12 protein-coding genes are annotated in these 12,937 nt (G+C 64.9%); 3 read left to right on the top strand and 9 right to left on the bottom strand.

Annotated features, from left to right (window positions below; genetic code table 11):
* Nucleotides 1–63 precede the first annotated feature (63 nt).
* The 6 genes from XH93_RS22005 to XH93_RS21980 form a co-directional block, all read right to left on the bottom strand.
* Nucleotides 64–1,488: an amidase gene (locus tag XH93_RS22005; protein ID WP_194469124.1), complete on the bottom strand. Its 1,425-nt coding sequence runs from the start codon at nucleotides 1,486–1,488 to the stop codon at nucleotides 64–66.
* Between the two features lie 66 nt (nucleotides 1,489–1,554).
* Nucleotides 1,555–2,544 (bottom strand): hydroxyacid dehydrogenase, encoded by a 990-nt coding sequence (locus tag XH93_RS22000; RefSeq protein WP_139483568.1) that lies wholly within the window; start codon nucleotides 2,542–2,544, stop codon nucleotides 1,555–1,557.
* Nucleotides 2,545–2,573: 29 nt separating this feature from the next.
* Nucleotides 2,574–3,674, bottom strand: coding sequence for an ABC transporter ATP-binding protein (locus XH93_RS21995; RefSeq protein WP_139483570.1), 1,101 nt, complete (start codon nucleotides 3,672–3,674; stop codon nucleotides 2,574–2,576).
* Nucleotides 3,675–3,691: 17 nt separating this feature from the next.
* Nucleotides 3,692–4,603, bottom strand: coding sequence for a carbohydrate ABC transporter permease (locus XH93_RS21990; protein WP_194469123.1), 912 nt, complete (start codon nucleotides 4,601–4,603; stop codon nucleotides 3,692–3,694).
* Entirely contained in the window at nucleotides 4,603–5,541 is a 939-nt protein-coding gene (locus XH93_RS21985; protein ID WP_194469122.1) for a carbohydrate ABC transporter permease, read from the bottom strand. Before XH93_RS21985 ends, XH93_RS21990 begins: the two co-directional genes overlap by 1 nt.
* Before the next feature lie 117 nt (nucleotides 5,542–5,658).
* The gene (locus XH93_RS21980; protein WP_194469121.1) at nucleotides 5,659–6,999 is read right to left on the bottom strand and encodes an ABC transporter substrate-binding protein; all 1,341 of its coding nucleotides are present in this window, start codon (nucleotides 6,997–6,999) and stop codon (nucleotides 5,659–5,661) included.
* A gap of 421 nt (nucleotides 7,000–7,420) precedes the next feature.
* Here XH93_RS21980 and XH93_RS21975 point away from each other — a divergent pair, with 421 nt between their 5' ends.
* A complete protein-coding gene (locus tag XH93_RS21975) occupies nucleotides 7,421–8,173 on the top strand; it encodes a Spy/CpxP family protein refolding chaperone (protein ID WP_139483575.1) in 753 nt (250 codons plus the stop codon).
* A gap of 324 nt (nucleotides 8,174–8,497) precedes the next feature.
* Here the strand turns inward: XH93_RS21975 and XH93_RS21970 are convergent, their stop codons facing one another.
* The 3 genes from XH93_RS21970 to XH93_RS21960 are packed head-to-tail and all read right to left on the bottom strand — an operon-like array spanning nucleotide 8,498 to nucleotide 11,524.
* Complete coding sequence (locus XH93_RS21970; RefSeq protein ID WP_194469120.1) at nucleotides 8,498–8,899, bottom strand: VOC family protein; 402 nt, start codon at nucleotides 8,897–8,899, stop codon at nucleotides 8,498–8,500.
* 19 nt (nucleotides 8,900–8,918) lie between these two features.
* On the bottom strand, nucleotides 8,919–10,106 hold the full coding sequence (locus tag XH93_RS21965; protein WP_194469119.1) for an acyl-CoA dehydrogenase family protein: 1,188 nt from the start codon (nucleotides 10,104–10,106) through the stop codon (nucleotides 8,919–8,921).
* Between the two features lie 11 nt (nucleotides 10,107–10,117).
* Nucleotides 10,118–11,524 carry an MFS transporter gene (locus XH93_RS21960; RefSeq protein ID WP_194469118.1) on the bottom strand — a complete coding sequence of 469 codons (1,407 nt, stop codon included), beginning with the start codon at nucleotides 11,522–11,524 and terminating at the stop codon, nucleotides 10,118–10,120.
* Between the two features lie 262 nt (nucleotides 11,525–11,786).
* Here XH93_RS21960 and XH93_RS21955 point away from each other — a divergent pair, with 262 nt between their 5' ends.
* Entirely contained in the window at nucleotides 11,787–12,038 is a 252-nt protein-coding gene (locus XH93_RS21955; RefSeq protein WP_139483582.1) for a PilZ domain-containing protein, read from the top strand.
* An 88-nt stretch (nucleotides 12,039–12,126) separates the two neighbouring features.
* Entirely contained in the window at nucleotides 12,127–12,858 is a 732-nt protein-coding gene (locus XH93_RS21950; protein ID WP_139483583.1) for an adenylate/guanylate cyclase domain-containing protein, read from the top strand.
* Nucleotides 12,859–12,937 lie beyond the last annotated feature (79 nt).

Raw genomic sequence — 12,937 nt, 5'->3', positions numbered from 1 at the left:
GGGATTGGGGTTAATCCCATCGCGGGGGCGGCTTCCTGTTGGAGCAGGATGTCGCGGAAGGCTCTAGCCGCACACCGGCGGCTGCCGGTCCTTCCAGGGGCGGGCCTGCTCGAGCTGGCCGGCGAGGCGGAACAGCAGGCCTTCCTCACCGAACCTGGCCGCGAACATCATCCCGAGCGGCAGCCCCGCCTTGTTCCAGGCTGATGGTACCGACATCGCCGGCTGACCGGACATGTTGAACATCGAGGTGCCCGGAATGTAGCGGCGCAGCAGCGGCGCGATCTGGCTCAGATCCTCGGACATCGTGTTCAGCTCGCCGATCCGCACCGGCGGTGTGCACAGCGTCGGGCTGAGGAAGATGTCGCAGCCCTCGAAGAAGGTCGCCAGCGCGCGCGAGATCTGGAATGCGGCGAGCTGCGCGGCGACGTAGTCGACCGGCGTCAGCTTGAGCGAGTTCTGCGCCATCGCGAGAGTCAGGCGTTCGACGTCATCAGTGGTCAGGCTGCGGCCGAAGCGCTGCTCGAGCAGGCGGAGCGTCAGCGCGGTGTTGCTGCCGACGATGGTGGTGATCGCGGCGGCAGGATCGGCGGCGAGCGGCGGCGCGCGCTCCTCGACGTGATGTCCGAGCCCCGCCAGCAGTTTCGCAACGTCGCGGACCGCTTCCGCGATCTCCGGATCGATCGCATCGCCATAGGGCGATTTGTCGGTGAAGCTGATGCGCAGGCGGCCGGGATCGCGGCCGACCTCCTGCGAAAACGGCCGCTCCGGCGGCGGCGCGACATAGGGGCTCGACGGTTCGGGACCGTGGATCGCGTCCATCATCACCGCGCTGTCGCGGACGCTGACGCTGACGACATGGCCGACGGCGAAGCCGCCCCAGCCTTCGCCGCGATCGGGGCCGACCGGGTTGCGCGCCCGCGTCGGCTTCATGCCGAACACGCCGGAGGCGGCGGCGGGAATGCGGATCGAGCCGCCGCCGTCGCTGGCATGCGCCACCGGCAGGATGCGCGCTGCAACCGCAGCCGCGGCGCCGCCGGACGAGCCGCCCGAGGAATGTTCGAGATTCCAGGGATTGCGGGTCGGGCCGAACAGGCGGGATTCCGTCGTCGGCATAAGGCCGAATTCGGGGCTCGCGCTCTTGCCGAAGATCGCAAGGCCGGCATCGAGGAAACGCTGGGCCAGCGTGGAATTGTGATCGGCGACGAAATCCTTCAGCACGGTTGCGCCCCACGTGGTGCGCGTGCCCTCGAGCGGCTCGAGGTCCTTCAGCAGGAACGGCACGCCGGTGAAGGGACCGTCGGGCAGCCCCTTGGCGATCTGGCGCTCGGCATAGTCGTAATGCTTGACGACGACGGCGTTGATCTGCGGGTCGAGTTTCGCGGTGCGCGCAACGGCCTCGTCGAGCAGCTCCTTCGGCGTCACATCCTTCTTGCGCACGAGTTCGGCGAGCCCGACCGCGTCATAATTGCCGTATTCCTTGAAGCTCATGCGCATGCTCCGAAATCGCCGGGCCGCTAACGCAGCGGTCCCGGCGTTGTCAGTTCGGCCGAACGCTCAGCCGAGGACGTCCTGATTGATCACGTTCTGGCGCAGCGGGGTGCCGTCCAGCACGCTCAAAATATTCCGCGCGGTCTGCTCGCTCATGCGATCGACGGCCTCGACGGTGACGCCCGCAACGTGCGGCGCCATGATCACGTTCGGCAGGCTGTGCAGCGGTTGACCGACCGGCGGCGGCTCGACCTCGAACACGTCGAGCCCGGCGCCCGCGAGCTTGCCCGACACCAGCGCGTCGTGCAGCGCGTTCTCGTCGACGATGCCGCCGCGCGCGGTGTTGATCAGATAGGCGGTCGGCTTCATCCGCCTCAACCGGGCCGCGTTGAACATGCCGACGGTCTCCGGCGTCTTCGGGCAGTGGATGGAGACGAAGTCCGCGCGCGACAATGCCGCGTCAAGGTCGGGCACCGCTTCGCAGCCGGCCGCGGCGATCTCGGCGGCCGGCTTGTAGGGATCGTAGACCAGCACGTTCATTTCCATCGCAAGGCAGCGCTTGGCGGTGCGGGTGCCGATGCGGCCGAAGCCGACGATCAAGACCGTCTTGCCGTAGAGATCGAACGGCAGCACGCCGAGCCGGCTCGCCCAGGTGCCTTCCTTGACCATGGCGTGCATTTCCTGCGAGCGCTTGGCGAGCGTCAGCATCATGAACAGCGCATGCTCGGCGACCGAGGGCGAGTTCGCGGTGCCCGCAACCATCAGCGGCACCTTGCGGCGCGACAGCGCCGGCACGTCGACCGCGTCGTAGCCGACGCCGATCCGCGTCACCACCAGCATGCCGTTGGACGCCTCCAGCTCGGCCTCGCCGAACCGGGTCGCGCCGAGTGCAACCCCATGGACCGGCGCATGCTGCTGCAGCATGGCCTGAAAATCCGTGGCGGAGATCAGGTTCGGAAACTCGATGAGTTCGAGATCGTCTCGCGCGCTGAGGAGAGCCCGTGCCCCCGGTGAGAAAGTCTGGGTGATGAAGATCTTCTTCTTGTTGGTGGCCATTTCCTGCCCTTGAGGTTTCTTGTCCGCCGTCAAAGCACGGCGCCGGTCACCTCGTTTAGCAAATGCATATTGTTGAGGTCCACAGCCAATCGAAGCGGGCTGCCATCCTGCGCGCCGGCATTGGGATTGACCCGGCCGCAGACCTGGCTGCCTTCGAGCGTGAAGTAGACCAGGGTCTCCATGCCCATCGGCTCGGTAACGTCGAGCACCGCATCGAACGGCTCGATGCCAGGCTCGGCATGCGGCCTTGCTTCCATGACATGCTCCGGCCGGATGCCCAGCAGCAGCTTGTCGGTGCGCGGCAGGCTCCCGTAGCGGGCGGCGCGCGCCGGCGGCAGCGGGAAGGCGAGGCGGTCGGTTAGCCGCACGTTCAGCTTGCCCGCGACGTCCTCCAGCCGACACGGCACGAAATTCATCGCCGGCGAGCCGATGAAGCTCGCGACGAACCGGGTCGCCGGCTTGTGATAGAGCTCGTTGGGCGTGCCGATCTGCTCGATCCTGCCGTGGTTCATCACCACCACGCGGTCGGCCAGCGTCATCGCCTCGACCTGGTCGTGGGTGACGTAGACGGTGGTGGTGCGGACCTTCTGGTGGACCTTCTTGATCTCGATCCGCATCTGCACCCGCAGCTTGGCATCGAGGTTGGACAGCGGCTCGTCGAACAGGAAGACCTTCGGGTTGCGCACGATAGCGCGGCCCATCGCGACGCGCTGGCGCTGGCCGCCGGACAGCTGCTTCGGCTTGCGGTCGATCAGGTCGGTGATGTCGAGCATGCGGGCGGCTTCGGTGACCCGGCTCTTGATCTCGGCCTTCGGATAGTGCTTCAGCCGCAGCCCGAACGACATGTTCTCGGCGACGGTCATGTGCGGATAGAGCGCGTAGTTCTGGAACACCATCGCGATGTCGCGATCCTTCGGCGGCACATCGTTGACGACGTCGCCGCCGATCATGATGTCGCCGTCGGAAATGTCCTCGAGGCCGGCGATCATCCGCAGCGTGGTCGACTTGCCGCAGCCCGACGGTCCGACCAGCACAACGAACTCATGGTCGGCGATATCGAGGTCGATGCCGCGCACCGCCTCGACATCGTCATAACGCTTCACCACCTTACGCAACGTCACGTCAGCCATGAATCCCTACCTCGCGTTCAACCCTTTGTCGCACCGGCGGTCAGGCCGGCAATGTAGTAGTCCATCAGGAAGGCGTAGATGATCAGCGGCGGCGCGGCGCCGAGCAGGGCGCCGGTCATGATCTGTCCCCAGTTGAAGACGTCGCCCTTGATCAGGGTGGTGATGATGCCGACCGGCAGCACCAGCTGGTCGGTCGAGGTGGTGAACACCAGCGGATAGAGGAACTGGGCCCAGGAGACCGTGAAGGCGAAGATCGTCGCCGCGATCAGGCCGGGCAGCGCGACCGGGATGAAGATCCGGGTCAGGGTCTGGAACCAGCTCGCGCCGTCGATGATCGCGGCCTCGTCGAGCTCCTTCGGGATCGAGGCGAAATAGCCGATCATGATCCAGGTGCAGAACGGCACCGTCAGCGTCGGATAGACGAGCAGCAGCACGTACCAGCGGTTGATTAGCTGGATGCCGGTCCAGTCGCCGAACACCGCGAACATCTTGAACAGCGGAATGAACAGCAGGGTGTCCGGAATCAGGTAGGTGAGGAACACGCCGGTGGCGAGCGTCGCCGAGCCCCAGAATTTCATCCGCGCCAGCGCGAACGCCGCCGGCACGCTGATCAGCATCGTGATGGTGACGACGATGATCGAGACCCAAGCCGAATTCCAGAAGAAGCGCAGGAACTGGTTCGAGGTCAAAAGCCCGAGGTAGTTCTCCAGCGTCGGGTGATAGACCCACCACGGATTGGTCGCCGCCGAAATCTCGGCGCTGCTCTTCAGCGACGTGATCAGCATGTAGAACGGCGGCGTCAGCGAGAAGATCGCAAACAGCACCAGGAAGAAATACGACCAGCGCAGCGCCCAGGCGCGGTCGCGGCTCATGCTGCCGTACTTCACCTTGCGGGTCGGTCCGGACTTGTCGATCGTCACCGTGCTCATCAGGCTTCATTCCCGCGTTTGGAGATGTCGCGCAGGATGAACACCGCGGCGATGGCGAGGATCGGCACCATGAACAGCGACACGCTGGCGCCGAGCGGCACGTCGCTGCCCTCGATGCCGACGCGGAACGCCCAGGTCGCGAAGATATGGGTGTGATCGAGCGGCCCGCCGGCGGTGAGAATGCGCACGATGTCGAAATTGGCGAAGGTGACGATCAGCGAGAACAGCGTCGTGATCGCGATGATGTTGCGCATCATCGGCAAGGTCACGTACCAGATGCGCTGCCACCAATTGGCGCCGTCGATCGCGGCCGCTTCATAGAGTTGCTCGGGGACCGATTTGAGCGCCGCGAGATACATGATCATGAAGAACGGCGCGCCATACCAGACGTTGACCAGGATGACGGAGAAGCGCGCCCACGCCGCATCGCCGGTCCACGGGATCGGCCCGATGCCGAGGAACGACAGGGTATAGTTGAAGGCGCTGTAGGACGGGTCGAACAGCCACAGCCAGGCCAGCGTCGACATTGCCGGCGGGATCACCCACGGCACCAGCAGCATGCCGCGCCATTTGCGCTGCTTCTTGGCGGGCACGTTGTGGACGAAATGCGCGACGATGAAGCCGATCAGCGCTTTGAAGATCACGGCCGAGATCGCGAAGATGCAGGACTGCTTGACCACCAGCCAGAAGGTGTCGCGCCTGAACAGGAACTCGAAATTGCCGAAGCCGACGAACTTCGCCATCGACTTGTTCAGCGTCGCCAGATGCAGGGAATAGAAGGCGGGATAGACCACGAGGATCAGGATCAAAAGGATCAGCGGCAACGTCATCACGAACGCGACCGTCGATTTGCGCCGCAGCGCGTTGCGCATGCCGCCGCGCTTGCGCGCCGCCTGGCTGCCCGCGACACGGTTGGGCTGGAATGTCACATCAACCATGACGCAGGTTCCTCGCGTGGGTTGGTTGAACGGGCCTGCGGCCCGGTCGGCGTACATTTTGGGGCGGCGCAGCGCGTGCGGCCGCCATGTCGGCAACCGCCCGCGAGGCTGCGTCCGTCAGCTCCGCATGAAGCCTTCGCACTCGCCCTCGGCCCAGGCGAGGGTCTTCTCCATAGCCTCGCCCTGATAGTACCTGAGGCACATCTTGGTCAGCGTGGCCTGGAAGTAGATCTGCTGCGCCACCTTCGGCGGCGCCGGCGAGGCCGCGATCGACAGGGTCTGGTGCTTATAGGGGTTCGGGTAGTGATAGAGCGTGCCCTTCGGCGGCGCTTCCTCCTGCCAGACCTTCAGCGTCGTGAGCTTCTCGTAGGCCGGCAGGTCATAGCCGCCGCTCGCCACGCACATCTTCTCGATCGAGGCGGGCTTCGACAGATGCACCAGCAGGCTCTTCGCCGCTTCCTTGTTCTTGGAGAAGTTCCAGATGCTCCAGAAGTACGGCAGATACGGCGCGAAGCGCCCCTTCGGCCCGGCGGGGAAGCCGTGGGTCCAGCATTGTTCGGCGACCTGCGGCGCGTCGCGCTTGGCGACCGCCCAGGCGCTCGGCGGGTTCATGATCATCGCGCCCTTGCCGGAGACCAGCCATTTGTTGTTGGAGCTGTCGTCCCATGCCGCGACGTCGGGCGGCAGGAAGGCGATCAGCTTCTTGTAGAATTCGAGCGACTGGCGCACCGCGTCGGTCTTCACGGTGAGATTGCCCTTGGCATCGACGAGCTGGGCGCCGAACGACTGGAAGATCGCGCCGGCGGTATCGACGCTGTCGCTGGTCTCGCCGAGGCCGATCCCGAACGGGACGCCGGCCTTGTGACAGGCTTCCGCCGCCTTGAGGAAGGTGTCGAACGTCCAGTTGTCCGCTTTCGGCGGGCTGCCGGCCGGATACATCTCCTGCACATCGATGTTGGCATGCTTCTTCATCAGGTCGATGCGCGAGCAGGGGCCCTTGATCTGGCTGCCGACGGAGGCGGGAACGCCGAGCCACTTGCCGTCGAGCTGACCGAGATACTGCACCGTGCCGTTGGCCGCGCCATTCTCGGCGATGATCGGGCCCATGATGTCGTCGACCCGCTCGAGCTGTTCGGAATTGGAGTGACACCACCAGGTCGGCATCGCGAAGATGTCGTGGCCGGATTTAGCCTGCGCTTCGGCGGCGATGGTCAGGATGTTCTTGTTGCCCTGGCTCGGGACGTAGTCGATCGTGACCTCGACCTTCTCCTTTTCGGCCCATGCCTTGACGAGCTCCTCGGACGCCTTGTTGGCGCCGGGCACCCAGTGATCCCAAAAGGCCATCGAGAGTTTGCCAGCAGCGTACGCGCCACGCACGTAAGGAGCAGTTATCAGCGCAGCCGATGTTAGCGCTGTCGCAGCAACGAATTCTCGGCGTGAAAGCTTCTTCCGTGACATGGCATTACCCTCCCTGGTGAGCCGACGGACAAAGACTTGTTTGTTTTTGTGCACCGCGTTCGCGCGGCGTCGCGTGATTTTGTTGGAAGCAATCAGAACAGAATTGCCAGCGTCTGTCGAGAAACCAGATGCTTGCGTGTGTAGAACTAACGTTGTGGTCAAATTGCAGGCAGTGCAGTTCGGTTGCGGGCGTTTGCGATGCTTCCCTGGCTCATGCTGCGCCGCACGCGAGCCTCCACATGCGCACCGCGCAGACGGTGCGCTCTTGAGCCGCAGGTTTCGTAAGGCCAGGCGAGACCAGGTTTCGTCATCTTGATGCCCAGCGCGCCCAATAGACTCGCTGAAGTTCACGGCGATAAAATCCAGATTCGTGGACGACCCCGCCTTTTGCAAACCCACCCTCGATCATGGAGACCCGATAATGCCTATCCCGGTAGCGAAGCTGCGTTGGACACTGTGCGTCGCGCTCGGGGCCGCCGCCGTGACGTTGTTCGCCGCACCTCGTCTCGTCGATGCGCAGATTGTGCAGGGCGTCGAAAAGGGCGCGCGGGAGGGCAACAAGGCCGCCGGTCCGGTCGGCGGCGTTCTTGGCGGGGCCATCGGCGGCGTCGTCGGGGTGGTGACCGGCGTGACCGGGGTCCTCACCGGCAACAACGGCAACGCCCCGAGCGGCAAGAACGCGCCCGCGTCCGGCGACAAGCAGGGCGCCAAGGCCACGAAGTCGGCCAAAGCGAATGACAAGGCCGGCAATGACAAGGCGGGTAAGGACAAGGCTGCCAAGCCGCCCGCCGTGCTGACCCAGGATGGCGCGCCGCAGCTCACTGCCGAGCAGATCGTCGCCAACAGCGACGCCAATATCGAGCGGATCAAGAAGGAGCTGAACCTGACGCCCGAGCAGGAAAAGCATTGGGCCGGCTTCAACAGCGCGATGCATTACCTCGGCCACAACGGCGCCGACCGTCTCAACCTGCGCATCGCCCGCGCCCAGCGCGACCCGCCCGACGACATCGTCGAGCAGATGCGTAACGAGGCCCAGTTCCTCAACGACCGCGCGGTCGATCAGCGCAACGTCGCCGACGCCGCCGAGCCGCTGTTCGCCAGCCTCGACGACAAGCAGAAGCAGGTCTTCATCACCGAAATGGTCCGCCTCAGTCACGAGCGCGGGCTGGATTGACGACCACCTCGCGCCGCCGTGGGGACGAATAGCCGGGCCACCAGGCCCTGGAGTAGGTTGAAAGGCGCGGCACCCGGCTATTCTGCCGCAGCGGCGCGGCCCGGCTACATCGTCATTCAATGTTGAAGAAAAGCCGACCAGATCGCGCCCGAGTGATGGCCGAGTAGCGGTGTTGTCGGGAACCCGATCGTGTCATCGACCGGCGACGAACCGGCCGATGAGTCCAGGGATCAGGGCGAGACCAAACCCGACAAAACAACCCCATGCAAAGTAGAGATGGGGCCTCGCATCCATCCGAGCACACCAGATTTAGCGGGCCCCCGTTCAGCTCTTCGGAAAATTCAGCTCCACGCCGATGCCGTCGGGGTCGTAGAGGAAGATCTGCGTATCGCCGGTGCGTGGCACGATCTGCTCGCGGAACGTCACCTTGCTGGCCCGCAGGCGCTTGCGGACGGCCTCGACATCGGTGGCGGCGAAGGCGATGTGGTCGAGGCGGCCGGTGTCCTCATATTTCTTCTCGGTGCCGCGCACCACGATGCCCTCGCGCGGCTTGCGGGTGCCCATCAGATGGACGGTGGCCTGGCCGCCGGAATAGAGCCAGTAGCCGGGGAAATCGAGCGGCGGCCGGTCGCCGTTCTCGAGCCCGAGCACGTCGCAATAAAACGCCTTGGTGCGCTCGAGATCCTGCGGTTCGATGGTGTAATGCTGCAGTCCGCCCAATGGCATGGTTCTTCTCCTTGAAGCTTTAGACGAAGGACAGATCGGCCTCGGCGCCGAGCATCCAGGCGCCGACGGTCTCGAAATGGCTGAACCGGCCCTGCAATTGCTGGGTCACGGTGTGGATGTCGCGAAAGCGGCGCTCCAGCGGGTGGCCGTCGAAGATCGCGGTGGCGCCGGCGGTGTTGTAGGCGAAGTCGACCGCCTCGCGCGCCTTGTGGATAGCGTGGGTTGCCGCCATCCGGATGGTCATGCGCTGCGCCACCGTGATGGTGTTGCCGGCAACCAGTTCCTTCCAGATGTCGGCCATCGATTGCAGCAGGAAGGCGCGGGCGGCAAGCAGATTGACCTCGGCCACGGCGAGGCCGGACTGCACCACGGCATTGTCACGCAGCGTCTTCTTCATGCCGCGCGGCACCTTGTTGCGGGCGACGTCGGTGAAATTGTCCAGCGCGCTGCGGGCGATGCCGCAGGCGACCCCGGCAAAGCCGATCTGATAGCAGGTGTGGTTGCTCATCCGGTACAGCGGGCCATGCTCGCGGCACTCGCGGTCGAACTCGCGGGTGATGGAGTGGTCGGCGCGGACGAAGAAGTCATTGAGGGAAAACTGGTCGCTGGCGGTGCCGCGCAGCCCGACCGTGTTCCAGATGTCGGTCCACTCGACGTCCTCGCTGCGCACCAGCATGGTGCGCTCGGCCTGCTCGCCAGTGGCGTCGCGGCGCGGCGAGCCGTCGGCCGCATAGATCGGGCAGTGTGCGCCGAGCCAGGTGGCGTGCCGGCCGCCGGAGGCGAACGACCAGACGCCGGTGACGCGGTAGCCGCCCTCGCATTCGACCGCCTTGACTTTCGGGCCGGGACCCCAGGCCAGCACCGCGCGCGGATCGGCAAAGATCTCCTGCGCAACCGGCAGGTCGAGATAGGCCGCCGACATCGCGCAGCCGCCGGCCTGGCTGAGGCACCAGGCGGTCGAGGCATCGGCCTTGGCGATGGTTTCGATGACATGGAAGAAGGTGACGGGATCGGTCTCGATCCCGTTGCTTGAGCGCGGCAGCAGCAGGCGGAACAGCCGCGCTTCATGCAGCTGGTCGAGCAACTCGGGCGGCAGGCGGCGCGTCGTCTCGATGCCGTCGGAGGCGGCGGCAACCGCGCCCCTGACCGCCTCGGCGCGGGCGATCACGTCGGAATCGCCGGCAAGGTCGGCGGATGTCACGTTCATGTCCGCCTCCTTCAAGCCTGCCGGATTTTCGCAGTCGCCGCGACGTCGGCCGCCGCGTTCAGTTCCTGGTCGATCTGCTCGATCGACTTGCCGCGGGTCTCGATGCCGAGGAAATAATAGACGGCACCCGCCATCAGGAACCAGCAGCCGAGATAAACGAAGGCGGTCGGAATCTGCGTCATCGGCACGTCCGGCTTGAGATAGTTGTTGGAGCCGACGATCAGGGCGAGGCCGACGGGGCCGAGGATCTTGCCGATCCCCCCGAAGCCGTAGGCCGAGCCCATGCCGGTGGTGCGCAGATGCGAGGGCCAGATCTCCGCGGCATAGGGGCCGACGATGGCAAAGCCGCCGTCGGCGAAGAAGAACGCGACGGCCAGCAGCAGCCAGAACGCCGACATGCCGAACAGCGTCGCATCGTAGTGATAGCCGGCAATGATGGTCAGCGCACCGGCGCCGAAGCCGAGCAGGCCGCCCGCGACGCGCCGTCCCATCAATTCCGAGAAGTAGGAGAAGGAGATGCGACCGATGAAGCCGGTGACGCTGAGCAGGATCATCATCTTGGCGGCTTGCTGCGGCGAGACCTTGAGCAGCAGCACGAACAGCGCGGGCGCCCACAGCGTGATTCCGTAGACACCGGTCTGTGCCCCGGCATTGCCGAACCAGGAGACGATCAGGCTGCGCGGATATTTGAACAGGTCGAACCAGTTGGTCTTGACGATCGGGCCGGCATCGGCCGCGCTCGGCAACGGCAGTTCCGACGGTGGCACCTGCAGCGCCCAGGCCAGCGACTTGCGGGCTTCCTCATAGCGCCCCTGCCGGCACAGCCAGCGCGGCGATTCCGGAACCCAGAGCCGGACCAGCAACACCAGAACCGACGGCAGCACGCCGATCGCAAACAGCAGCCGCCACTGGTCGGTGCCCATCACCGCGCCCAGCACGGCGCCAAGTCCGACCCCGAGCGGGATCACGCAGGTGACGAGCCCGCCGACCCAGCCGCGCTTGTGCGAGGGCATGAACTCCTGCACCAGCGGCAGGTCGACGCAATACAGGCCGCCGACGCCGGTGCCGACGAAGAAGCGCAGAATGGTCAGATAGATCCAGCCATTGTCGGGTGTGAAATAGAGCAGGCCGGTGGCGATCGAGAAGTTCAGCACCGTGCCGATGAAGACGATGCGGCGTCCGATCCGGTCGGCGAGCCAGCCCCAGAGATAGGCCCCGAGGATGGCGCCGATGCCTGAACTCATCAACACGATGGCCGACTGGCCGAAAGTGAGCTTCCACGGCCCGATCAGGAATGCGAGCACGAAGCCGATCAGGAAGTAATCGAAGAATTCCAGCGCATCGCCGATGATGGCCGCCGCTAGGATTTTGAGCTGGTTGCCGGTCAGAGTCGTCCGGCGATCGAGGATCTCGAACATGGCGCGTCTCCCCTTGGCGCCTGTTCATTTTTTTGGACGGAGCGTCGCGCCAGCGCACCGTCAATGTCGTAAGGCTAGCCTTGCGCGGTTGCGAACGACAACCCCGCCCCGGCGCGGGGCTCGTCTGCGCCGATGCGATAAGCAACTCGGCCTGCCGCTCCGCACAAATCGCGGTGCGAAAGCCCGAAGCTGAACAAAGGGACCGTTGACTCGTTCACTGCCGATGGCCAAGCCTGTGTCACGACATTCGGGGCCAAGCGGAATGGATGAGAAGCGCAAGCATCCGCGAACCGAAATCAATGAACCCGGCTATGTCTCGTCGGGCGGTTCGGTCATGCATTGCGTGATCGTCAATATCTCGCCGGAAGGGGCCGCGATCGAGGTCGACAACCCGGCCTACGTCCCGGATCGCTTTCAGCTGGTGATGGCGAACGATCCCTCCGTCGTCTACGAGTGCCAGGTGGTCTGGACCAAGAAAACGCGGATCGGGCTGAGCTTTGTGGCGGCGGCCTGACGGCAAGCCATCGGCGAATATTCTGCCTGGCAGCATATCGCGGGTGTTAGACTGAGCTGAATTCGCCAGTGGAACAGCAGGTGCCGCGATGACTACACAGCCTGCATCGGTCTGCCTCGGGTGCTGGCAGAACCTGCACGTGCCGATCCCGCTGCGAGGACCGCTGTCGGCGCCGTTCCGGTTGTTCGGCATCCGGCCGAGCCGAATGAATCCCAATACCTGCACGATCTGCGAGATGGCGTTCTCGAAGGTCATGAAGGCGCGCTCTGTGACTATCGACGCCACGATCATGTTCGCCGATCTGCGCGGCTACACAACGCTGACGCAAACCATCGCGCCGAGCGGGCTGACCTTGCTGCTGGATGCGTTCTACGACGATTGCGCGGCCGCGATCTGGCGCCATGACGGCCTCCTCAACAAGACCATCGGTGATGCCGTGCTTGCGATCTTCAATTTCCCGGTCAAGCAGCAGGATCACGCGGCGCAGGCACTCTTGGCCGCCCGCGCCATTCAGGAGAGCTTTCGCCGCAGGCGGGACGAACTGGCGCGGGACATCGGCGCAGGCGATGTCGAGATCGGAATCGGCATCGGGATCGATAGCGGCGACACCAATTTCGGTGAGTTCGGCCAGACCCATCGCGACCTGACGGCCGTCGGCACCGTGGTCAACCGCGCCGCGCGCGCCCAGGCCGCCGCGAAATCGGGTGAAATCCTGGTCACGGCGGCCGTGCGGGATCGCACTGGCGCGATGATTACGGCAAGCGGTTCCGACTACGCACTGAAGGGATTTGCCGAGCCGACCAAGCTGTTCTCTGCCTGATTGACGCAGCGCAAAAACGACGGCCTCGGCGTGTCCTCAGGACTACGCGCCGAAGCCGTCGGGACGGTCGTTTGCCGAT

This window comes from Bradyrhizobium sp. CCBAU 51753, assembly GCF_015291565.1.
GTDB classification, from domain to species: domain Bacteria; phylum Pseudomonadota; class Alphaproteobacteria; order Rhizobiales; family Xanthobacteraceae; genus Bradyrhizobium; species Bradyrhizobium ivorense.
Note: the sequence above shows the minus strand (reverse complement) of the source record. Positions and strands in the feature narration are given on the sequence as shown.

Coding starts and splice junctions, on each gene's coding strand:
- XH93_RS22005 (WP_194469124.1), bottom strand. CDS start 1,488: ATGAGCTTCAAGGAATACGGCAATTATGACGCGGTCGGGCTCGCCGAA.
- XH93_RS22000 (WP_139483568.1), bottom strand. CDS start 2,544: ATGGCCACCAACAAGAAGAAGATCTTCATCACCCAGACTTTCTCACCG.
- XH93_RS21995 (WP_139483570.1), bottom strand. CDS start 3,674: ATGGCTGACGTGACGTTGCGTAAGGTGGTGAAGCGTTATGACGATGTC.
- XH93_RS21990 (WP_194469123.1), bottom strand. CDS start 4,603: ATGAGCACGGTGACGATCGACAAGTCCGGACCGACCCGCAAGGTGAAG.
- XH93_RS21985 (WP_194469122.1), bottom strand. CDS start 5,541: ATGGTTGATGTGACATTCCAGCCCAACCGTGTCGCGGGCAGCCAGGCG.
- XH93_RS21980 (WP_194469121.1), bottom strand. CDS start 6,999: ATGTCACGGAAGAAGCTTTCACGCCGAGAATTCGTTGCTGCGACAGCG.
- XH93_RS21975 (WP_139483575.1), top strand. CDS start 7,421: ATGCCTATCCCGGTAGCGAAGCTGCGTTGGACACTGTGCGTCGCGCTC.
- XH93_RS21970 (WP_194469120.1), bottom strand. CDS start 8,899: ATGCCATTGGGCGGACTGCAGCATTACACCATCGAACCGCAGGATCTC.
- XH93_RS21965 (WP_194469119.1), bottom strand. CDS start 10,106: ATGAACGTGACATCCGCCGACCTTGCCGGCGATTCCGACGTGATCGCC.
- XH93_RS21960 (WP_194469118.1), bottom strand. CDS start 11,524: ATGTTCGAGATCCTCGATCGCCGGACGACTCTGACCGGCAACCAGCTC.
- XH93_RS21955 (WP_139483582.1), top strand. CDS start 11,787: ATGGATGAGAAGCGCAAGCATCCGCGAACCGAAATCAATGAACCCGGC.
- XH93_RS21950 (WP_139483583.1), top strand. CDS start 12,127: ATGACTACACAGCCTGCATCGGTCTGCCTCGGGTGCTGGCAGAACCTG.